Annotated in this window: 22 protein-coding genes and 1 pseudogene; 10 read left to right on the top strand and 13 right to left on the bottom strand. The window is 73.7% G+C overall.

Annotated elements, in window-relative coordinates; translation table 11 throughout:
* Window positions 1-32 precede the first annotated feature (32 nt).
* The 5 genes from ACWD5O_RS27085 to ACWD5O_RS27065 all read right to left on the bottom strand — a co-directional run bounded on the left by ACWD5O_RS27085 (window position 33) and on the right by ACWD5O_RS27065 (window position 5,187).
* Window positions 33-698, bottom strand: a complete 666-nt coding sequence (locus tag ACWD5O_RS27085) for a hypothetical protein (protein WP_450086954.1) — start codon at window positions 696-698, stop codon at window positions 33-35.
* Window positions 695-3,370, bottom strand: a complete 2,676-nt coding sequence (locus ACWD5O_RS27080; RefSeq protein WP_450086953.1) for an FtsK/SpoIIIE domain-containing protein — start codon at window positions 3,368-3,370, stop codon at window positions 695-697. The genes ACWD5O_RS27085 and ACWD5O_RS27080 overlap by 4 nt, the downstream gene beginning before the upstream one ends.
* The gene (locus ACWD5O_RS27075) at window positions 3,363-4,376 is read right to left on the bottom strand and encodes a hypothetical protein (protein ID WP_450086952.1); all 1,014 of its coding nucleotides are present in this window, start codon (window positions 4,374-4,376) and stop codon (window positions 3,363-3,365) included. Before ACWD5O_RS27075 ends, ACWD5O_RS27080 begins: the two co-directional genes overlap by 8 nt.
* A 6-nt stretch (window positions 4,377-4,382) precedes the next feature.
* Window positions 4,383-4,643, bottom strand: coding sequence for a hypothetical protein (locus tag ACWD5O_RS27070; RefSeq protein ID WP_030504016.1), 261 nt, complete (start codon window positions 4,641-4,643; stop codon window positions 4,383-4,385).
* Window positions 4,644-4,794: 151 nt separating this feature from the next.
* The gene (locus ACWD5O_RS27065) at window positions 4,795-5,187 is read right to left on the bottom strand and encodes a PIN domain-containing protein (RefSeq protein WP_354967687.1); all 393 of its coding nucleotides are present in this window, start codon (window positions 5,185-5,187) and stop codon (window positions 4,795-4,797) included.
* A gap of 140 nt (window positions 5,188-5,327) precedes the next feature.
* Between ACWD5O_RS27065 and ACWD5O_RS27060 the strand changes: the two genes are divergently transcribed.
* From ACWD5O_RS27060 to ACWD5O_RS27050, 3 genes are read left to right on the top strand one after another with little or no spacing between them, the layout of a single operon-like run.
* Window positions 5,328-7,883 carry an ATP-dependent Clp protease ATP-binding subunit gene (locus tag ACWD5O_RS27060; RefSeq protein WP_354967688.1) on the top strand — a complete coding sequence of 852 codons (2,556 nt, stop codon included), beginning with the start codon at window positions 5,328-5,330 and terminating at the stop codon, window positions 7,881-7,883.
* Entirely contained in the window at window positions 7,880-8,092 is a 213-nt protein-coding gene (locus tag ACWD5O_RS27055) for a hypothetical protein (RefSeq protein WP_450086951.1), read from the top strand. Before ACWD5O_RS27060 ends, ACWD5O_RS27055 begins: the two co-directional genes overlap by 4 nt.
* Window positions 8,092-8,442, top strand: coding sequence for a DUF3140 domain-containing protein (locus ACWD5O_RS27050; protein ID WP_354967690.1), 351 nt, complete (start codon window positions 8,092-8,094; stop codon window positions 8,440-8,442). The genes ACWD5O_RS27055 and ACWD5O_RS27050 overlap by 1 nt, the downstream gene beginning before the upstream one ends.
* Before the next feature lie 59 nt (window positions 8,443-8,501).
* Here ACWD5O_RS27050 and ACWD5O_RS27045 read toward each other — a convergent pair whose 3' ends face one another.
* The 3 genes from ACWD5O_RS27045 to ACWD5O_RS27035 all read right to left on the bottom strand — a co-directional run bounded on the left by ACWD5O_RS27045 (window position 8,502) and on the right by ACWD5O_RS27035 (window position 10,433).
* Window positions 8,502-8,744 carry a hypothetical protein gene (locus tag ACWD5O_RS27045; protein WP_387328053.1) on the bottom strand — a complete coding sequence of 81 codons (243 nt, stop codon included), beginning with the start codon at window positions 8,742-8,744 and terminating at the stop codon, window positions 8,502-8,504.
* A 28-nt stretch (window positions 8,745-8,772) separates the two neighbouring features.
* On the bottom strand, window positions 8,773-9,744 hold the full coding sequence (locus tag ACWD5O_RS27040) for a LysR family transcriptional regulator (RefSeq protein WP_450086950.1): 972 nt from the start codon (window positions 9,742-9,744) through the stop codon (window positions 8,773-8,775).
* 86 nt (window positions 9,745-9,830) lie between these two features.
* Window positions 9,831-10,433: a hemerythrin domain-containing protein gene (locus ACWD5O_RS27035; protein WP_450086949.1), complete on the bottom strand. Its 603-nt coding sequence runs from the start codon at window positions 10,431-10,433 to the stop codon at window positions 9,831-9,833.
* A 174-nt stretch (window positions 10,434-10,607) separates the two neighbouring features.
* Here ACWD5O_RS27035 and ACWD5O_RS27030 point away from each other — a divergent pair, with 174 nt between their 5' ends.
* Window positions 10,608-11,936, top strand: a complete 1,329-nt coding sequence (locus ACWD5O_RS27030; protein WP_450086948.1) for a M20/M25/M40 family metallo-hydrolase — start codon at window positions 10,608-10,610, stop codon at window positions 11,934-11,936.
* A 58-nt stretch (window positions 11,937-11,994) separates the two neighbouring features.
* Window positions 11,995-12,663 carry a hypothetical protein gene (locus ACWD5O_RS27025; RefSeq protein WP_354967694.1) on the top strand — a complete coding sequence of 223 codons (669 nt, stop codon included), beginning with the start codon at window positions 11,995-11,997 and terminating at the stop codon, window positions 12,661-12,663.
* A gap of 71 nt (window positions 12,664-12,734) precedes the next feature.
* Here ACWD5O_RS27025 and ACWD5O_RS27020 read toward each other — a convergent pair whose 3' ends face one another.
* The 3 genes from ACWD5O_RS27020 to ACWD5O_RS27010 form a co-directional block, all read right to left on the bottom strand.
* On the bottom strand, window positions 12,735-12,926 hold the full coding sequence (locus ACWD5O_RS27020) for a DUF5703 family protein (RefSeq protein ID WP_089021145.1): 192 nt from the start codon (window positions 12,924-12,926) through the stop codon (window positions 12,735-12,737).
* Between the two features lie 111 nt (window positions 12,927-13,037).
* Entirely contained in the window at window positions 13,038-13,802 is a 765-nt protein-coding gene (locus ACWD5O_RS27015; protein WP_450006390.1) for an SseB family protein, read from the bottom strand.
* Window positions 13,799-14,218: a YbaB/EbfC family nucleoid-associated protein gene (locus ACWD5O_RS27010; protein ID WP_450086947.1), complete on the bottom strand. Its 420-nt coding sequence runs from the start codon at window positions 14,216-14,218 to the stop codon at window positions 13,799-13,801. The genes ACWD5O_RS27015 and ACWD5O_RS27010 overlap by 4 nt, the downstream gene beginning before the upstream one ends.
* 93 nt (window positions 14,219-14,311) lie before the next feature.
* On the opposite strand from ACWD5O_RS27010, the gene ACWD5O_RS27005 reads away from it, so the two are divergent.
* From ACWD5O_RS27005 to ACWD5O_RS26995, 3 genes are read left to right on the top strand one after another with little or no spacing between them, the layout of a single operon-like run.
* On the top strand, window positions 14,312-14,644 hold the full coding sequence (locus tag ACWD5O_RS27005; RefSeq protein WP_354967697.1) for a hypothetical protein: 333 nt from the start codon (window positions 14,312-14,314) through the stop codon (window positions 14,642-14,644).
* A complete protein-coding gene (locus tag ACWD5O_RS27000; RefSeq protein WP_354967698.1) occupies window positions 14,641-15,702 on the top strand; it encodes a WXG100 family type VII secretion target in 1,062 nt (353 codons plus the stop codon). The genes ACWD5O_RS27005 and ACWD5O_RS27000 overlap by 4 nt, the downstream gene beginning before the upstream one ends.
* 20 nt (window positions 15,703-15,722) lie before the next feature.
* Window positions 15,723-16,640, top strand: coding sequence for a hypothetical protein (locus tag ACWD5O_RS26995; protein ID WP_450086946.1), 918 nt, complete (start codon window positions 15,723-15,725; stop codon window positions 16,638-16,640).
* A 33-nt stretch (window positions 16,641-16,673) separates the two neighbouring features.
* Here the strand turns inward: ACWD5O_RS26995 and ACWD5O_RS26990 are convergent, their stop codons facing one another.
* Window positions 16,674-17,645 carry an aldo/keto reductase gene (locus tag ACWD5O_RS26990; protein ID WP_450006400.1) on the bottom strand — a complete coding sequence of 324 codons (972 nt, stop codon included), beginning with the start codon at window positions 17,643-17,645 and terminating at the stop codon, window positions 16,674-16,676.
* A 187-nt stretch (window positions 17,646-17,832) separates the two neighbouring features.
* Between ACWD5O_RS26990 and ACWD5O_RS26985 the strand changes: the two genes are divergently transcribed.
* Together ACWD5O_RS26985 and ACWD5O_RS26980 are read left to right on the top strand one after the other, a co-directional pair.
* The gene (locus ACWD5O_RS26985) at window positions 17,833-18,885 is read left to right on the top strand and encodes an LLM class F420-dependent oxidoreductase (protein ID WP_354967701.1); all 1,053 of its coding nucleotides are present in this window, start codon (window positions 17,833-17,835) and stop codon (window positions 18,883-18,885) included.
* Window positions 18,882-19,718 carry an undecaprenyl-diphosphate phosphatase gene (locus ACWD5O_RS26980; RefSeq protein ID WP_450006404.1) on the top strand — a complete coding sequence of 279 codons (837 nt, stop codon included), beginning with the start codon at window positions 18,882-18,884 and terminating at the stop codon, window positions 19,716-19,718. The genes ACWD5O_RS26985 and ACWD5O_RS26980 overlap by 4 nt, the downstream gene beginning before the upstream one ends.
* A 437-nt stretch (window positions 19,719-20,155) precedes the next feature.
* Here the strand turns inward: ACWD5O_RS26980 and ACWD5O_RS26975 are convergent.
* Window positions 20,156-20,476 (bottom strand): annotated as a pseudogene (locus ACWD5O_RS26975) (hypothetical protein); the annotation flags it as partial.

Raw genomic sequence — 20,476 nt, 5'->3', positions numbered from 1 at the left:
GGCACCAGCCCGGTCGGGCCGGCCTGGTCGGGTCAGCGGCCGAGCACCAGCAGCAGCGCGGTGGTGAGCAGGCCGGCGCCGAGCACCACGGTGATCGGCCGGGGCCCGAGCACCGCGTGCCGGCGGTCCGCCACCATTCGCGCCGGCACCAGGCCGACCAGTGGCCCCAGGAGGGTCACCACCAGCGCCAGCACCGGCATCCCGACCGCGAGGTCGCCGCCGTACCCGACGCCGAGCGCACGCGCGCCGGCGCCCAGCGCGTACGCCAGCACAGCGCCGGCCACCCCGCAGAGCGCCAGCAGCGGGTTGACCGAGCCGGGCAGCTCACCCGGCTGGCCGGCCCGGTCGAGCAGGTCACGGGCCCGGCTGAGCAGCAGCACCGGGTCCGTCGCACCACCGTCGACCGGGGTGGGCGGGCCACCGAGGCGACGGGCGCCGGCGCCGAGCCGCTCCCGCAACTGCTGCCACAGGTGCGCCACCTCCGCGTCCACCCGTTCCTGCTGCTCGCGCGCCGCGACCAGCTCCTCCTCGGCGTGCCGCACCTGCTCGGCGGCGTCGGCGACAGCCCGTTCGGCCGCCGCGCACTGCCGGTCGTACCACGTGTGCGCCTCGGCGCGCTGTTCGCGCACCCGGGCGGTCAGCTCCGCCAGTCGCCGCAGCTGGGCCGCGTACGTCTCACTGGCCACCGGTTGGTTCATCGTGACGGTCCATAGGGGATGATCACTTGCCCGGTGCGGTGCACCGCCCGGTCGAAGAAGAGCCCCCGCCACGGGCGGGGATACCAGTCCGGGCCGCCGGTGCCCGGATAGAGCGAGGCGCCCAGCTCGCCGCCGTGCGCGTCCAGCGCCACCCAAGCGCCGATCTGGTCGGTGCGCGCGGCCGGCCCGCCCAGGTCGGCGCGCATCCGGGCCACCCCCCGCCACCAGGCCAGCACATGGGTTCGCCGTTCCGGCCCGTCGTGCAGGACCCGGCGCAGCTGCTCCAGGCCGGTCCGGCTGCCCACCCGCGCGGCCAGCGCCCCGGCCGCCGCGTCCACCGCGAACAGCAGCAGGTAGTGCGGGCTGCCGGGGCCGGCCAGCCCGTCGGCCGTCTCGGCCATCAGCTCACCGACGGTCTCCTCGTCGTACCAGGCGGCGTCGTCGGCAAGGTCGTCGTAGAGAGCGCGGGCCATCGGGTCGGCGTCGGGGTCCAGACAGGCGATGGAGAACCGGGCCGTGCCGGGCGGATGTTGGCGGGCCAGCGACCGGGCGGCAGCGTCCAGCACCGCGCACGCCTCGTCCACCCGGGTGCCCAGCACCGCGAGGTTGCGCCCGGGGGCGCGCGGCAGCCGCAGCGCCGCCGAGCGGGCCTGCACGTCGATGATCTCGCCGAGCAGGGCCACCGGGCTGCGCGGCGCGGTCCCGTCGGCAGGAGCGGCGAGCGCCCGGAAGTCCGGGGCCTCCGCCAGCCGGGGGATCGCGTCGCCGTCGAAGAGCCGGGCCGGCGCCGCGTCGGACGGGCGCATCCGCCACAGCCGGTTCTGCAGTCCGCTCCACGTGTCCCAGTCGCTGGCCGCCGGGATCCGGGCGATCTCGTTGCCCTCCACCATGCCCGACTCGGCGTTGACCACCGCGTGCCAGCGGGGCAGCGACTGCGCCGCGTCGTTGCGCTCGGCCAGGATCCGTAACGCCTTGGGCAGCGCGATGCGCAGGGCGAACTGGGCGACCAGCGCCGGGCGGCCCCACAACGCCTCGATGCCGCGCACGTCCTGCGAGGCGAGCACCAGGTGGATGCCCTGCGACCGGCCCCGCCGGGCCAGGTCCTCCAGCAGGTCCGCCGCCTCCCGGGCGACCACGTCCCGGCCGGCCAGCAGCATCTGGAACTCGTCGACCACCGCGACGATCCGCGGCCAGTGCCCCGTCGGGTCGACCGCGCGCAGCTCGGCCAGCTTGGTCACCTCGTGCTTCTTGGCCGCGTCGGCCCGCCGGCGCAGCTCCTCGGCGAGGAACCGCAGCAGCGCCAGCCCGAACTCCCGGTCGGTGTTCACGTTGATCCCGACCAACCGCATGTGCGGCAGCCAGCTCGGGTCGCCCCGGCCCTTCGCGAACCGTGCGAAGGACACCCCCTCCTTGAAGTCGAGCAGGTAGAACTCCAGCTCGGCGGGGGAGTAGCGGGCCGCCAGCGCGCCGATCCAGGCGAAGATCAGGTTGGTCTTGCCGGTGCCGGACGGCCCGCCGATCAGCGCGTGCGGCGGGTAGTCGCCCAGCGTCAACCGCACCGGCCGGCCCTGCGGGCCCTCGCCGATGGGGGCGGTCAGCCCGGCGGCGGAGTCCTCTCGCCACATCAGCTCCGGCGCAGGCAGCAGGTCGGCGAACGGTGCCGGCGGCGGGCCGGCCTTCACCCGCGCGGCAGCCTCCCGGCAGGTCTCGGTGATCAGCGCCGCCGGTGGGGGCGGGTCCAGCCGCACCGGCAGGCCGGACGGGCCGCCGATCCGGGCGCCGGACGCCTCGGCGACCACCCGGGTCACCGTCAGGTCCTCCGGCAGCGGCACGCCACGGACCACCAGGTGCACACCGCACGCCGCGCCAGCCCGCACCACCCGGTCGAGCTGCCCGCGCTCGTGCCGGTTCAGCTCGTCGCCGCCGAGCAGCACCGCCACCCGCCACGGTTCGGGGCGGCGGCCGGTCGCCGTGGCCAGTTCCCGCAGTGAGCCGTACTCGCCGGCCAGCACGGTCTCGTTGATCCGGCGGATCTGCTCGACGAGGTCGTCCAGGAGGGGGCCCAGCCCGCCGGGGCCGACGAAGGTGAGCAGCCCCGCCGTGCCCAGCGGGGCGAACCCGGCCAGGCCGCCGCCGAGGTGCTCGGGGTCGTATCCGATCAGCCGTACCGCGCCCGGGTCGGCGCGGCCGACGGCCCGCAGCAGCAGCGCGGCCACCACCGCGTCGCAGCCGGCGCGGTCGTCCCCGGAGAGGTGCACGTGCCCGGCGTCGAGCAGTGGCACCAGCGCGGGCACCGGGTCGACGTCGTCGATCCGGACCGTGCCGACACGCAGCGCGCCGGGCGACTCGGCCCGGCGGGTGGGCGTCGGTGTCCACTGCGGCCAGTCGGCGCTGGCGCAGCCGGGCGCCTCCCGACGGGCGGCGTCGGCGGCGTGGCGGGCCAGCTCGGCGATCCGGGCGGCGTGCCGGGCGTCGATCTCGGCCAGCCGGTGGTCCCGCTGGCCGCCGACCCGATCCGGTACGGCGGCGGCCGCCCGGCGCACCCGGGCCAGGCGGTCCCGCGCGGCGGTCAGCTCCGCCTGTGCCGCGGACAGCCGGGTACGGGTGGCGCCCAGAGCCTCGGCGAGGGTGCCCCGGACCCGGGCGGCCAGTTGGCCGCGCCGGTCAGCCATCGGAGCTCCGGCGTCGCTGCGGCGCCGGCGCGTCCCGCCACGGGCCGCCGCCCGCGCGCGGCGGCCCAGCGGCGTGCTGCCGGCCGGCATCGCGGAGCTGTGGGCCCGCACCACCGGGGCGTTGCCCCGCGCCGACCGGCTGCCCGGCGGCCGCGGCCTGCGGGCCGGCGGCGGTGGGCAGGTCCCGACCGAGCCGGGCGAGCAGCAGCCCGGCCGCCACGCCGGCCGTCACCGCGGAGTCGGCGGCGTGCGAAGGCTCGCCGGAACCGCGCGGTGGCGGCATCCGGCAGACCCGGGCCAGCAGCGTCTCCAGCACCGGCGGCGGCAGCCCGGGCAGCAGGTCGCGGACGCGTCCGTCCAGCTCCCCGCGCAACCGGCCGAGGTCGGCGGCGCGGGGCGGGTGGCCCAGCAGCTCGCCGGCCAGCTCGCGCAGCAGCGGCGGCGCCAGCGCCGCCATCCCCAGGCCCACGTCGGCCGGGGCGCGGCGCAGCTCGGTGCGCAGCCGGTCCCGGTCGCCGGCGCGCACCCCGCGTACCACCCGGCGCAGCAGCTCCTGGGAGTCGTCCAGCCGTTCGTCGGGCTCGTCGGCGCCGCCCTCGCCTCCACCGGTCAGCTCCGCCACCCGCACCGACCACCAGCGGCGCAGCCGGACCTGCTCGGCCGGCTCCGGCGCGACGGTGGCGGGCCCGCCGGGCGGCCGCGCGTCGTGCCGGGGTTCGCGTTGTTGCGGGCGTGGCGGCGGCGCGCCGTCCGCGGCCAGCCCGATCGCGGCCAGGTACGCCGACAGCTGCTCCTGCGCCACCCGCAGCGCGTAACCGGCGGTCTCGGCATGCTCGGTGGCGGCGGACAGCTCGGGCACGCCCATCGGGTTGGCCGACTCCTGTCGTACCCAGCGCAGCCGCTCCGCGGCCAGGCCGAACTTCTCCAGCGCCTGCCCGAGCAGGGCCACCGGGAACTCCTCGCTGGCGGCACGGACCTGCCCACCGACGTCCTCGATGATGGACATGGCGGCCTACAGCGTGGCGACGTAGAGCTGCGCCTGCTCCACCGCGACCAGTGTCGCGGCGAGACACTCCTCCAGCTCCTGGCTGGCCTGTGTCAGCGAGGCCTGGGCCGCCTCCACCGTCTCGTGCCCGCTGCCCTCCAGCGCGCCGGCCAGGGTCTGCTGTGCCTCGGCCAGCTTCTCGCCGGCCGCCTGCACGGCTGTCTGCCCGTCACCGATCTGTTGGAGGGCGACATCGATGGCAGCCTTCAGCTCGGCGACGCTCGCCACGGCGGAACCTCCTGGGGCGGGGAGAGTTCCATTAGAGCCTATCGGCGTCCGCGGGAGAACATCCGCCCTGTCGGTGTTCCTGCCCGCCCGTCCCGTTGCGGACCGGATGCGCCGGGAGTCCATTCTGTGGGAGTCCCAGTGCGAGAGCCTCTCAGGTGTTCGCCGGCGTGTCGCGTAGCCAGCGTGGCCCGTACACCTCGGCGCCCAGGGCGGTGACCCGGTCGCGCAGCTCCCGGTCGGCGGTGACCACCAGCCGGCGGCGCCCCGGGGCAGCCTCGACCAGGTCGACCACGGTGTCGTCACCCGAGCCGGGCGCCGAGGCCACCCGCACCGTGTCGGTGCCGGGCACGTCCCGCGCGGCCCCCTCGACCACCAGCACCACCTCCACCGGGGCGGCCAGCCGGTCCGGCAGGCCGGAAGAGGCCACCGGCGCCAGCGAGTCACGCAGCCGGGCGGCGGCCCCGGCCCGGTCCCGCCACCACCCGTTCGGGCGCGAACCCACCACGTTGGCGCCGTCCACGATCAGCAGCGGGGTCTCATCCATCCCGTCAGCCTGCCACCACCGGCGGCCGCCCGCCCGACGCCACTCCCACAACGGCGGTGCGCCGCCACGTGCGGCGTTTGTCGGCACGCGCGTCGGGTAGCCCCTGGCGACCGTGCCGCACCCAACTGCGGAGGACAGACATGATGGGACCCGGCGACCTCGGCTCCGACCCGTGGGACGAATTCCTGGCCCGGTACTTCGGCCGGGGTGAGGGAGGACGCCGACCTGCGCACCGGGTCGACATCACCCGGCTGATGACGGCCGACGCGCGGGAGATGCTGGCCGACGCGGCCCGGCGGGCCGCGCAACGGCAGAGCAGCGACCTGGACACCGACCATCTGCTCTGGGCGGCGCTGCAACGCGAACCCCTGCGTGACCTGGTACGCCGGGCCGGCGCCGACCCGGACACCCTGCTCAACGCGCTCGGCGGGCGGGGCGACGGCGCGCCCCGCGGCGAGGTGCCACCCAACCTGTCGCTGACGCCGGCGGCCAAGCGGGCGCTGCTCGACGCCCACCAGCTGTCCCGGGCGATGGGCGCGAACTACATCGGCCCCGAGCACATCCTGATGGCGCTGCCGCTCAACCCGGAGTCGCCGGCCGGGCGGATGCTGGCGGCCGGCCGGATCCAGCCGGAGTCGTTGCAGGCCGCCAACGCCGAGCGCGGCCCGATGACGGGGCCGAAGCCGGACCGGGGCACCCCCACGCTGGACCAGTACGGGCAGGACCTCACCGACCTGGCCCGCGCCGACCAGATTGACCCGGTGATCGGACGCGCCGACGAGATCGAGCAGGCCGTGGAGATCCTGTCCCGGCGTACCAAGAACAACCCGGTCCTGATCGGTGAGGCCGGCGTCGGTAAGACCGCCATCGTCGAGGGCCTGGCCGAGCGGATCTGCGACGGGGACGTGCCGCAGACCCTGCTCGGCAAGCGGGTGGTGCAGCTCGACCTGGCCGGCCTGGTCGCCGGCACCCGATACCGGGGTGACTTCGAGGAGCGGCTGAAGAAGGTGATCGACGAGATCCGGGCGCACCGCGACGAGCTGATCATCTTCATGGACGAGATCCACACCCTGGTCGGGGCCGGTGGCGCCGGCAGCGAGGGCGGCATGGACGCGTCCAACATGCTCAAGCCGGCGCTGGCCCGCGGCGAGCTGCGGGTGATCGGCGCGACGACGCTGGACGAATACCGAAAGAGCATCGAGAAGGATGCCGCGCTGGCCCGGCGCTTCCAGCCGGTGCTGGTGCCCGAGCCGAGCGTCGACGACACCATCGCCATCCTGCGCGGGCTCCGCGACCGGTACGAGGCCCACCACCAGGTGCGGTTCACCGACGAGGCGCTGGTCGCCGCCGCCGAGCTGTCCGACCGGTACGTCACCGACCGGTTCCTGCCGGACAAGGCCATCGACCTGATCGACCAGGCCGGCGCCCGGGTCCGGCTGCGCACCCGCACCCCCGCCTCCGACGTGCGGGAGCTGGAGCAGCAGCTCGACGACGTACGCAGGGACAAGGAACAGGCCGTCGCCGACGAGCAGTACGAGCGGGCGTCCACGTTGCGCGACCGGATCGCCGAGCTGGAGGAGCAGGTGCGCCGCGCGAGCGGCGACGAGGGCGCCTCCTCGCAGGTGCCGGAGGTGGGTCCGCAGGAGATCGCCGAGGTGGTCTCCCGGGCCACCGGCATCCCGGTCAGCCAGCTCACCGAGGAGGAACGGGACCGGCTGCTGCGCCTGGAGGGTCAGCTGCACCAGAAGGTGGTCGGTCAGGACGACGCGGTCACCGCGGTCGCCGAGGCGGTGCGCCGCTCCCGTGCCGGGCTGGCCGACCCGGAGCGGCCGATGGGCAGCTTCCTGTTCCTCGGCCCGACCGGCGTCGGCAAGACCGAGCTGGCCCGCGCCCTGGCCGAGGCCTTGTTCGGCGAGGCGGACCGGATGGTCCGGGTGGACATGAGCGAGTTCCAGGAGCGACACACGGTCAGCCGGCTGGTGGGCGCCCCGCCCGGGTACGTCGGCTACGAGGAGGCCGGCCAGCTCACCGAGGCGGTGCGCCGCCGCCCGTACGCGGTGGTGCTGCTCGACGAGATCGAGAAGGCCCATCCGGACGTGTTCAACATCCTGCTCCAGGTGCTGGACGACGGGCGGCTGACCGACAGCCAGGGCCGCACGGTGAACTTCAAGAACACCGTACTGATCATGACGAGCAACCTCGGCTCCGAGCTGATCACCGGCGCTCAGCGCAGCGTCGGGTTCGGCACCGGCGCGCCGGGCAGCGAGCAGGAGAGCGACGAGCTGCGCGAGCGGCTGATGCGCCGCCTGCAGGAGAACTTCCGCCCGGAGTTCCTCAACCGGATCGACGAGGTCATCATCTTCCGCCGGCTGGAGGCCGAGCAGCTGCGTCAGATCACCGGGCTGCTGCTGGAGGAGACCCGCCGCCGGCTGCACGCCCAGGACATCCAGGTGGACTTCACCGCCGCCGGCGTCGACTGGCTCGCCGAGCACGGCTACCAGCCGGAATTCGGCGCCCGCCCACTGCGCCGGGTGATCCAGCGGGAGGTGGACAACCACCTGTCCCGGATGCTGCTGGAGTCGGCGATCTCACCCGGGCAGAAGGTCACTGTGGACGCCCGCGAGGGCGCGCTCACCTTCGACGTGACCGCGGGTGAGCGGGGGTACACCGCTGCCACGACCACACACCCGCGATGAGCGGGGCCGCGCGACGGCCGGAACCCGAGGAACCGCACGAGCCCGCCGAGGCCGCGGAATCCCGGGACGAGGACGACCATCCCCATCCGATCCTGGCGCCGCCCACCGCGAACCCCAGGAGGACGCGGGTGCCGCCGGAGGGCCTGCATCCGAAGACCGACGAGGGGGACCCGGAGACGTCCGGGCCGCCGCCCGGAGAGGAGACCTGATGGCACGCGAGACTCGCATCGACCCCGAGGTGGAGGTGCTCTGGGATGACTTCCACGCCGAGGTCAACGTCCCGTCTGCGCAGCTGCGCAGCTGGCTGCTGACCCGTGGTTCTGGCGAAGAGTCGTTCGGGCCAAACCCGGACCTCGACCTGCCCCAGCCGGGCCGGGAGATCCTCAAGGTGCTGGCCAAGCGCAAGGTCGACCTCACCCCGGAGGACATCGAGGTGATGCAGGACGCGGTCGACCGGATCCGCGAGCTGATGGACGCCAAGCCGCCGCGCGGCAACGCCGACGACGAGTGGCGGCACTCCTTGCTCGACCTGGGCCACGACCCCCTCGTCGAACGCTGAGCGGTGCACGCTCGACGGTGCCGTCCCGGGCAGGGACGGCACCGTCGCGTCGAGCCTGGTCAGGCCTGATCGGGTTCCAGGCTGCCGATGGTCAGCCCGACCGCGTCGGCGGCGGCGTCCCGCTCGCCGCGGCTCCGTTCCTCGCGGCTGAGCAGGTTGGCGTACTCGGCGATGTCGGCCGGGTCGGGCACGTCCGGCAGCCGGCGCAGGAACGCCTCCGTCTCGCGGATGGCGGCGGTGTGCGCGGCGGCCGCCTGGTGGAGCAGGTCCCGGTCGCCGGTGGGCGGGTAGAGGTCGGTCATGTCCGCCAGATACCCCACCAACGGTGGATCAGACCCGGCTGGGCTGTTGGACGCCGAACCCGGGATTGCGCAGCAGCCAGGCCAGGTAGCTGGGGTGGGGGGCCAGTGAGTCGGTGTACGCGGCCTTGGCCGTCTCCAGCACCAGCTCCGCCCCCTGGGCGGCGGGCGAGTCCGGGTGCCAGCCCAGCAGCAGCCGCCAGCGCAGCGGTATCCCGGCCAGCCGTCGGGTGACCAGCCCGTCCACCAGGCGGAACGTCGCCTGACACAGGGCCACCGCCTCACCGGCGTCCACCAGGTCGACGCAGCCCCGCACGTCGGTCTCGTACACCTTGCGGGGGGTGAAGCCGGCGCGGGCGCAGGCGGCGGCGAAGCAGTCGCCGAAGCAGCCGTCGCCCGGCGCGGCCACCCACTGCTCGTGGCGCAGGTCGCCCAACCGCACCTCGTCGCGCGCCGCGAGGGGATGGGTCTCCGGCAGCAGCACCAGCACCGGGTCGACGGCCACCTCCCGCCAGCTCAACCCGAACTCGGCCGACGGGACGGCGTCACCGCACACCCCGGTGAGCGCGAAATCCAACCGGCCGCCGGCCACCAACTGCGCCAACTCGTCCACCGACCAGGACGCGTACGTGGTGATCTGCGCGGGCGGCTGCTCGGCGGCCAGCCGGTGCACCAACCGCCCCAGGATCGGGCTGTTCACCCCGCCGAACCGGTACCAGCGCGGCGCCTCCCCGCCGCAGGCCAGCCGGGCCGCCTCGTCCTGCAGGCCCTTCATCGCCGGCAGCAGCACCCGGGCCCGGGCCAGCACCAGCTCACCGAGCGCGGTGGGCCGCGCGCCGCGGCGGTCCCGGTCGAACAGCGGCCCGCCCAGTGTCCGCTCGATCCGCTGGAGCTGGGCGGTGAGCGCCGGCTGGGCCAGGCCGAGCGCCGACGCCGCCTTGGTCACGCTCCCCGTCTCCGCGATCGCGCAGACCACCCGTAGGTGTCGCAGCTCCAGGTTCATACCGTGACGGTAGGACTACGCCGCAGTCGGCGGAAGGGTCCGGACGGATCGGTGAGGCTGAATGCATCGGTGGGTGTCGCCGCTCCTCAGCCGCGCGGTGGCTCCGGCAGGTCCGCCAGGTACGTCGGCCGGCCGGTCACCGCGTCGCGCACCTTGTCCACCACTCCCACCGCCGGCTCGACGATCCGGTTCCACGGCGGCGTGGCCGGGGTGCCCGGGTGCGGTCGGGTCGGCGCCGCCTCCTCGGCGATCTCCAGCCGGTTGCCCAGCCGGATCAGCTCCTCCTCGGTGGCCACCGCGCGCAGCTCCGCGACGAGCGCGCCGACCCCGTGCACGTGTCGGCGAACCCGCTCGGCGACCTCGGTCAGCGTCTCGTCGCTCAGCGCCTTGAGGGTGCCCAGCAGCGCCGCGTCGGCGTTGATCTCGGCGTCCACCCGCTCGGCCGCGTCCGGTAGCGCGGCGCGCACCGCCGGCAGCAGGTACTGCTCCTCCGCGGAGAGGTGCCGCGACAACGCGGCGGTGAGCACCGCGAGCCCGTCCTGCGGCGCGGCGTCGGCGCCGGTCAACTGGTCCAGCAACGCCAGCAGTTGCCGGTGCTCCTGGTCCACGATGTCGGCGATGCTGCGTCCGCCGGGCCGGTAGCCCTCCTCGGGCGTGGGCGGCAGCGGCGGCAGGGAAACGGCGGACATGGTGCCCTCCTCGACTGGCGGGCGGAAGCTCCGGCAGGGGACGTGCGGTCGTGGGCGGCGGTACCCGAAGGCGGGCCCGGCGAAACCGTCTCCCGTATCCGCCGCCCTGAATGCCCGGCCCACCTCGGCCGGTGCGCCGGCCCGCCGGCCAGCTCGGGCTGGTATGAAGAGGCGATGACGAGCGATGCCGCCCCCGCCCGACCGGAACCCACCGCAGAGGTCGTGGACCTCTGCCGCGACCTGCTGCGTATCGACACCACCAACACGGGGGACAACGACACCAGCGTCGGTGAGCGTCGTGCGGCCGAATACGTGGCGGAGAAGCTCGCCGAGGTGGGCCTGGAGTCCGTGCTGCACGAGTCCGCGCCCGGCCGGGCGAACGTGGTGGCCCGGATCCCCGGCACCGACCCGAGCCGGGGTGCCCTGCTGGTGCACGGCCACCTGGACGTGGTGCCCGCCGACGCCGACGAGTGGTCGGTGCACCCCTTCTCCGGCGAACTGCGCGACGGCTACCTGTGGGGTCGGGGCGCCATCGACATGAAGGACTTCGACGCCATGGTGCTGGCCGTGGTGCGGCACTGGCAGCGCACCGGCGTACGCCCCCCGCGCGACATCGTGCTGGCGTACACCGCCGACGAGGAGGCGGGCAGCGACTACGGCGCGCGTTACCTGGTGGACAACCACCGGGAGCTCTTCGACGGCTGCACCGAGGCGATCGGTGAGGTCGGTGGTTTCTCGTACTCGGTGAACGGCAGTCAGCGGCTCTACCTCATCGAGACCGCGGAGAAGGGCATCGACTGGCTGCGGCTGCACGCCAAAGGCCGTCCCGGGCACGGCTCGATGGTGCACGACGACAACGCGGTCACCGCGCTCGCCGAGGCGGTGGCCCGGATCGGTCGGCACCGTTTCCCGGTGGTGGTCACCGACACCGTGCGGGCCTTCCTCGAGGAGGTCTCCGACCTGCTCGGCATCGAGCTGGACCCGGAGGACCCGGAGACGGCCATCGCCAAGCTCGGCCCGATCGCCAACATCATCGGCGCGACCATCCGCAACACGGCGAACCCGACCCGCTTGGCCGCCGGTTACAAGGACAACGTGATCCCCGGCCGGGCCACCGCCACCATCGACTGCCGCAGTCTGCCCGGCCAGTCCGAGCTGCTGGAGCGCCAACTGCGCGACTTGGTCGGCCCGGACATCGCGATCGAGTACGTGCAGCGGCAGCCGGCGTTGGAGACCACCTTCGACGGTGACCTGGTCGAGGCCATGTCGGCGGCGCTGCGCGCCGAGGACCCGGGCGCGCGGCCGGTGCCGTACATGCTCTCCGGCGGCACCGACGCCAAGGCGTTCTCGCAGCTCGGCATCCGCTGCTTCGGGTTCGCCCCTCTGCGGCTGCCCGCCGACCTGAACTTCTCCGCGTTGTTCCACGGCATCGACGAGCGCGTTCCGGTCGACGGACTACAGTTCGGCGTGCGGGTACTCGACCGGTTCCTCCGCACCTGCTAGCCGTGTCCGGTAGCCGCACCCGGCTCGGACCCTCCCCATCGTGAAGGGACTGCCCCACATGACCGACCAGCATGGTGAGCTGGACGCCGCTCTCGAGCGGGTGATCGAAGCGGCCCGCCACCACCTGGCCGCCGTACGTGCCGCACAGGGCCGCGTCGACGACGACGACGTCTGGCAGGCGTACGTGGCTTTGAACAACGCGTCCTACGCCTACGACGAGCGGCTGCTCGACGCCTTCGGCGAGGTGACGCCGTGGGACGTCGACTCGATCGACCCGGACGAGGCCGACGAGCGCTTCGGCGGCGCCGAGGCAGGCGAGGCCAGCGACCCGCACCCCCGGGTGATCTCGGTGCGCCAGCGCCGCGACTACCGGGTGCCGAGCATCTCCGCGCTGCTGCGGGTGGCCGAGGCGGCCCGCCGCGAGGGCACCCCGGAGGACGACGAGCCGGCGCCGGTGGAGGGTGTCGGTGAGGCGGTGTTGGAGCTGCTGCAGAGCGGCGACGGCTCGCTCGGCGCGCTGGACGTCCCCGAGCTGGAGCCGCTCGACGGGGTGGTCATGGTCAGCGAGGTGGGCACCCCGGTCGACCTGGAGTCGTTCGACGACGACGACGCGGTCGGCCCGTTCCAGCCGGCGGCCGACGACCGGCTGGTCGGCCGCCTCGACGAGCACCCGTTCCTGGAGCTCGACGACGACCACGACCACGACCACGCCGGCCATCAGCACTAGGCCGTGACACGCCCGGGGCCCGACCGATCACGGCCGGGCCCCGGGCGTCGCGCCCCCGGCCCGACCGGGCGTCAGTACGACAGGCCCGGCTGCGGCTGGTTGGCCCGTCGCCGACGTAGCACCACCTGCCGGGTGCCGTCCCGGAACAGCCGCACCCGGGCCAACTCCCATCCGGAGAACTCCGCCTGGATCGCCAACTGCGCCGCGGCGGTCAACCGGTCGACGTTCGGCGGCAACCGCAGCGGCGCGTATTCGTAGTCCATGCCACCCATGCTGCCCAGCCCAGCGGCCCTTCGCCACCCCCGGCGGGGTGACCAAGGCCGCTGCCGTGCGTGGTTCGTGCCGCCCTGGGCGCCGCCGCCTGATCCCTGCCCCTACCCGGCCGAGGCGTTCGCCGTAAGCAGGACGGCCAGCGCCGGCGCGGCCAGGGTGACCGCCCGGGCACTGCCCACGTCCACCGCCAGCCCCCACGACTCGTCCGGCCAGTCCTCGAGCAGCTCGGCGCAGGGCAGCGCGACGAACGGCACGCCGTCCCCGGCGAACGCGGCAAGGGCCTGCGAGGAGGTGAAGACCGGCAGCAGGGGCGCGCCCGTCGCATCGCCGACCACCGTCCACGGGAAGTCGCCGTCCGCCGCCGGTTCCCCGGCCAGCGGCACGCACACCATGGCGCCGGCCAGCACGCCGAGGTATCCGGGCAGGTCGCGTCGGTCGACGGCCGCGGCGAGCAGCGCCACCACCCCCGGCTCCGCCGCCTCGGTCGGCGCCGGCCCGGGGGTGACCGGCCGCACCTCCGAGGTGGGGCGGGTGGCCGGTGGCACGGGTCGGCAGGAGAGCGCGCCCGGGGCGTCGGTCAGCACCTCGGCGGCCGTACGGGTCACCACCATGCTGAGCCGGTCCAACTGCTCCGGGGTGCGCGGCGACTCGTACCACCAGTGCGCGTCGCCGGTCGGGCGGCGCCAGCCGAGCGCGGCCAGGCGTGCCTCGTCGTAGCCGGGGCAGAGCGCCCGAACCACGTCGCGGCGTACCAGCAGCCGGATCCCCCGCGCCGCGGCGGTGAGCTCCAGGTCGGTGTCGCGGTCGCAGCGGGCAACGGTGTCCCGTAGTCGCACGACGATCTCCGGCCAGGTCGGCGAGGTCATGCCGGTGAACCCGGCAGGCGGTCGTCCAGCCGCCCGAGCCGGCCGATGGTCTCCTCCAGGCGCCCCAGTGCCGAGAAGTCACCGGGCTTGCCGAACAGGTCGGTCAGGCCCGCGCCGAGCTCGACGCCCAACCCCTCGGTGCGCTCCTCGACCCGCTCGGTGGCCGCCGTGCGGGCCCGCTGGTACGCGTCGAGCACCAGCTCCGCCAACCCCTCGGTGCCGGCGCGCAGCGCGGCGGGCGCGAGGTTGAGGCCGGTGAGCACGCCGGTGGCGTCGACGGTCGCGGAGACCAGGCCACTCTCGTCGCTCGCGGTGCCGGACAGGTCGGCCAGGTCGTCGCCCAGGCCCGCGAACCGGCGTTCGATGTCGGCGATCCGTCCGGCGAGCGCGTCGAACGCGGACATCGGGTCAGTCATGAGATTCCTCCCCCGTGGACCGTGCACCGGGGTGGTGCCCGACGGTCGGGGAATCGTATCGTCGGTGCGCTGAACACACGGGGGAGGAACGGCATGGCGCCGGACATCGAGGTCGACGTGCAGGCGGTCCGTCGACTGGAGACAGCCGCCAAGCGGGTCGCCAGCTCGCTGGCGGCGCTGGAGAGTCAGATCGTCTCGGCCGGTGACGTGCCGTCGGACGCCTTCGGTCATCTGCCGTTCGCCAGCGACATGCTCCGCGGCAAGTACGCCGAGCAGGTCGCCGGTGGCGTGGAGCTGTTCGGCGCGGCCAACGCCGCGTTCGGCCGGGTCGCCAGCGCGCTGGCCGACACGGTCGAGACGTACGAGCGCAACGAGCAGGACCTCGACGGCGGGTTCAAGGCCATCCAGGCGGGGCTGCCCGGATGAGCGGGCCGGCAGGCAGCGCCGTCCAGCTGTGGAACGGCCTCGACAACGCACTCTCCGGCGTGGAGGCCGCGGTCGACAGCGTCTGCCGCACTCTCGCCTGGCCACTGATCCAGCTCGTCGACATGGTCGACGGCGAGCCCGCCGTGCTGCGCGCGAAGGCCGCCGAGTGGGACGCGCTGGCCGGGCAGGTGCGCGACCTCGCGCAGGTGCACCGCGGCGACCGCGAGGCCGCGCAGCCCGGGTGGCGCTCGCCCGCCGGTGAGGCGTACGGCCAGCGGCTGGCCGAGGTGGAACAGCAACTGCTCGACGTCGCCGAGCAGTTCGCCGCCACCGCGGAGTATCTGCGCAGCGTCGCCGACGGTCTGCAGACCGTGCACGACGTGCTCGTCGACCTCTGCGTCGAGTTCGTGAACTTCCTGCTGGTGACGCTGGTGACGGCGTTGCTGATGGCGCCGTTCACCGCCGGGGCGTCCTGGGTGGCGGGCATGGGGGTCGCCGTGACCAGGGGCCTGATCGTGCTCACCCGCATGCTGAAGATCATCAGGCCGCTGGCGGCGCACCTGCAGAAGGTCATCCGCCTGCTCCAGCGGGTCATGCTGTACCTGCGCAAGCTGCGCAACCACCTCGACAAGCTCGTCGACATGCAGAAGAAGCTGCGCACCGGCCAGAAGTACGCCGACAAGCGGCGCGCCGCCGGCAAGGCCGACAAGTGGCACCACAAGGTCCTCGACCCGGCGAAGGGCACCTACAAGCTGGGCAAGTCGGGTTCACCGTTCGACATGGGCGCCCTGGAAAGGGCCGCCGCGCTGCGGGCGCACGGCGTCGCCGACGGCGCCCGGGTGATCGCCCGGGACTGGGCGACCAACCTGCCGTGGAACGTGCCGAACTCCATCGTGCACGGCGTCACCTGGGGGTCCGTCGCCCTCACCAGCGGCCTCTCCGTTCCCGGCAGCGAGCAGGTCAGCGACCAGATCGACCAGGCGGTGCAGGGCGGTGCCGACTGGATCGACCAGAATGTCTTCGGGCAGCCGCCCGCGAACCAGCCGGCGGGCCGTTAGGCCGGTCGAGGAGGTAAGGCGTGACGTCAGGGGAGCGGGGCCGGCTCGGTCGGTTGACCGACGCGGTGCTCGGCGGTGCGCGGGCGGCCCGGGACAAAGCCCGCGAGCTGCGCGACGAGTTCCGCACCAGCGACGAGCCGGAACGCGCCCTGGTCGCACCGCTGCTGCCCGACCAGGAGGTCCGCTACGTTGGGCTGGCGCCTGTCCGGGCAGACGAGATGCACCGGACGGGCAGCCAGTTCGCCGACACGATGTCCGAGGCCGTGGCCGAGTCATTGGAACCCCGGGCGCTGTTCGGGCTGCTCAACATCGTCAACCCGGTGGTCTGGGTGGACGCCGTGCTGACACCGTTGCGGATCGCCGCGGGTGTCCTGCTGCTCCCCGGCAAGGCCGCCGCGCTCGCCGGCGGCGTCGCGGACGCGGCCGACCCGGACGCCGGCCTGCCGGCGCCGCGCCAGGGCGCCGAGCCCCGGCAACCGCTGCCGTTGACGCCCGAGCAGGAGGCCTTCCGGGCGCTGTTCCGGCTCAGCCAGTACCGCCCGCTGGCCGACCAGCTCGCCGAGATCGCCTACCAGCGCCGGTACGTCTTCAGCGGTGAGCTGGCCAGCCTCGCCGGCAGCCTGCTGCTCTTCCTGGAGCGCTACACCGGCACGCCGCTGGTGGTGACCGACACGCACCTGCACCTGCTGCGGATGGGCCGCCGCCCGGACGAGGGCCGGCCGGACCGCCGTCAGCCCCGGGTGCTGTGGAGCGTGGAGCGGCACCGGGTGACCCGCGTCGACTGCGACCACAGCGCCGCGCGACTGATGCAGTTCCCGTCCACCATCGGGTTCGACGACGGTTCCTGGATCCGGATCGTCAACCCGGCGACCCGGGACGACCAGGCACGATTCCTCGCCGCCGTCCGGGACATCCCCGGCCAGCGGCCGGCGATCTGAGGCGGACCCGCCCTGGGCGTGTGGCCGGAACTGCTAGCCGTCCCGCTCCGGGTAGCCCACCGGCACGGCGGAGACGTCGTCCAGGGCGGTGGTGATCTCCTCGGGCAGCGTGATCCGCTCGACCTGGAGCGCACCGAGCAACTGCCCGACCGTGCGGGCGCCGAGGATCGGCGCGGTCACCCCGGGCCGGTCCCGGATCCAGGCCAGCGCCACCTCCATCGGCGACACACCCAGCCCGCCGGCCGCGGTCGCCACCGCCTCCACGATACTGGAGCAACGCGGCTCCAGGTACGTGGCGACGAACCGCTCGAAGTGCGGCGAGGCGGCCCGGGAGTCCGCTGGACGGCCATGGCGGTACTTCCCGGTGAGCACCCCCCGGCCCAGCGGCGACCACGGCAGCACGCCGAGGCCGAGCGCCTCGCAGGCGGGCAGCACCTCCCGCTCCACGCCCCGCTCCAGCAGCGAGTACTCCACCTGGGCGGCGACCACCGGCGCCCGGCCCGGCCAGGCGGTCTGCCAGGCGGCGGCCCGCGCGGTCTGCCAGCCGGAGAAGTTCGACACTCCGACATAGCGGACTTTCCCGCTGGCCACCGCGTGGTCCAGCGCGGCCAGGGTCTCCTCCAGCGGGGTGTCCGGGTCGTACCCGTGCACCTGGAACAGGTCCACGTGGTCGGTGCCGAGCCGACGCAGGGAGGCGTCCAGGGTGCGCAGCAGGTGCCCCCGTGAGCCGTCACGGCGCCGGCCGCTGCCCGGGCGCAACCCCGCCTTCGTGGCGATCAGCAGATCGTCGCGAGGAACGAGGGTGCCCAGCAGCGAGCCGATCACCGACTCGGCGTCCCCGTCGCCGTACACGTCGGCGGTGTCGATCAGGTTGCCGCCCGCGTCCAGGTAACTCTTCAGCTGGGCGGCCGCATCGTCGGCGTCGGTGTCCCGGCCCCACGTCATGGTGCCGAGCGCGAGCCGGGAAACCGCCAGCCCGCTTCGGCCGAGCGGTCGCTGTTGCATGGGTGAACCTTATTTCGAACCCGCCGCCACCGATATCCTCGCTCCCGTCATCTCTGCCAGTTCTGCCGGTTCCGCCGGCTGGGGGTACCCCGACGGACGGGGGATCATTGGTGGCGAGCCGGTGATCGAGGCCGTAAACGGCATTGCGTAACCTGATGCGACCTGTGCCACGGATGGGGGAGGACCAGTGCGACTCGGGCTCAGCCTCGGATACCAGACGGCGTGGAGCACGCCAGCAGACCACCTGGCGCTGGCCCAGGAAGCGGACCGGCTCGGCTACTCGGTGGTGTGGGCCGCGGAGGCCTACGGCTCCGACTCGCCCAGCATGCTCGCCTGGATGGCCGGCCAGACCGAACGGATCGACGTGGGCGCCGCGGTGATGCAGATCCCGGCCCGTACGCCGGCCGCCACCGCGATGACCGCCGCCACCATCGACGCGCTCTCCGGCGGCCGGTTCCGGCTCGGCCTCGGCGTCTCCGGCCCGCAGGTCTCCGAGGGCTGGCACGGGGTGCGCTTCGCCAAGCCCCTGGCCCGGACCCGCGAGTTCGTGGACATCGTCAAGCTGGCCATCGCCCGCAAGGAGGTGGCGTACGACGGCGAGCACTACACACTGCCGCTGCCGGACGGCCCCGGCAAGGCGCTGCGGCTGGGCTTCCACCCGCCCCGCGAGCACATCCCGATCTACCTGGCCGCGGTCGGCCCGAAGAACCTGGAGCTGGCCGGCGAGATCGCCGACGGCTGGCTGGCCGTGTTCTACGCCCCGGAGTTCGCCGACGAGCATCTCGCCGCGGTCAGCGCCGGGCGGGCCAAGGTCGGCAAGGAACTGGCCGGCTTCGACGTGGTGCCCTCGGTGCCGGTGGTGGTCGGCGACGACGTGGCCTCCTGCGCCGAGCTGGTGCGCTGGTACGCCGCGCTCTACGTCGGCGGGATGGGCAGCCGGCAGCAGAACTTCTACAACCAGCTCGCCACCCGGATGGGCTACGGCGACGCCGCCCGCGAGGTGCAGGACCTGTACCTGGCCAAGCGGCAGCGTGACGCGGCCGCCGCGGTGCCGATGGAGTTCATCGACCGCACCTCACTGCTCGGCCCGAAGGAGCGCATCGCCGAGCGGATGCGGGAGTACGCCGCCGCGGGCGTCACCACGCTGTCGGTGACGCTGTTCGTGGCCGACCGGGACAGCGGTGTGCAGACCCTCCGTACCGTCGCCGAGGCGCTCGACCTCTCAGGAGTCGGCGAGTGACCTGGGTCGAGGCCATCGTCCTGGGCATCGTCCAGGGATTGACCGAGTTCCTTCCGGTCAGCTCGTCGGGGCATCTACGGATCACCTCGGCGATCTTCTTTGACCGCGACGCGGGCGCGTCGTTCACGGCGGTCACCCAGCTCGGCACCGAGGCCGCCGTGCTGATCTACTTCGCCAAGGACATCTGGCGGATCACCCGGACCTGGCTGGTCGGCATCAGGGACAAGTCGGTCCGTTCCAGCCTCGACTACCGCATGGGCTGGTACGTCATCGTCGGCTCGATCCCGATCGGGCTGTTCGGTTTCGTGTTCAAGGACCAGATCAAGACCGCCGGGCGAAACCTGTGGGTCGTCGCGACCACGCTGATCGTCTTCGCGTTCGTGCTGGCGTTCGCCGAGTACTGGGGGCGGCAGACCCGCACCCTGGAGAACTTCCGCATGAAGGACGGCGTGGTGATGGGCTTCGCCCAGGCCATGGCGCTGATCCCGGGGGTGTCCCGCTCCGGGGGCACGCTCACCGCCGGGCTGCTGCTCAACCTGACCCGGGAGGCGGCGGCGCGGTACTCGTTCCTGCTGGCCATCCCGGCGGTGGTCATGTCCGGCGTGTTCAGCCTCGGGGACGTCTTCGAACCGTCCGCCCCGGGCACGTCCGCACCCACCGTCGCCCAGATGATCGTGGCCACCGTGATCGCCTTCGGCATCGGGTACGCGGCCATCGCCTGGCTGCTCCGCTACGTCGCCCACCACACCCTGTACGTCTTCGTGCTGTACCGGGTCGCGCTGGGCACTTTGGTCCTCGCCCTGCTGCTGACCGGCACGATCAGCGCCACCTGACCGACCGATCCGTCGACGGCCCCCACCACCGCCCTCCGGGCGAGGCGGGGGCCGTCCGCGTTCGCCCCACCCGCAGTCCAAGACTCCGTCGGTGGAAAGACAGCGCCGCCCCCGGCCGGTGGGCTGGGGGCGGCGTTGGTGTCGGTGTGCAGGTCGCCTCTCGGCGAGTGGCGCGACGCGGTTCCAGCCGAACGGTATTCCGCGAGGGCGGTATTAGGTGAGGCCCGGGGACACTGGATCACACCGACACTGTCCACAACCAGCCCAGGCCCGACCTTGTTCCCCCACCCGGGCGCCCCCGCCGTGCGTCGCCAATATTGGACAGTTTCCGTTCACCGGTGACGGGAACTGTCCAAGATTCGGTCGTGGGTATGCCGCTGGCCGGCACCCGGGTGGGGTGCCGGCCAGCGGTCGATGTCGTGCGGTGGTGCGGTGGGTCAGCTGTTCCAGTGCTGGGCGACCAGGTCGGTGGCCTGCTGCTCCCACTGGGCGTAGGCATCGGGGTAGGCCGAGACCTGCACGGTCTGCGCGGCGTCGGTCAGCGCCATGTCCTGCCACCCGTCGACCTGCTTGAGGCCCTTGAGGAATGCGGTGGTGGAGTACTCGGGGTTGGTGATCTGCTCCGGCGTGCCCCAACCCGAGGTCGGGCGCTGCTGGAACAGACCCAGCGAGTCATGGTCGTTGGCGTCGCCGAGGTGGCCCAGGTTCTCCAGCTTCGACTCCTGCAGGCTCGTGGCGATCGAGATCACCGCGGCCCG

The sequence above is a fragment of the Micromonospora sp. NPDC005161 genome, from assembly GCF_053599855.1.
Note: the sequence above shows the minus strand (reverse complement) of the source record. Positions and strands in the feature narration are given on the sequence as shown.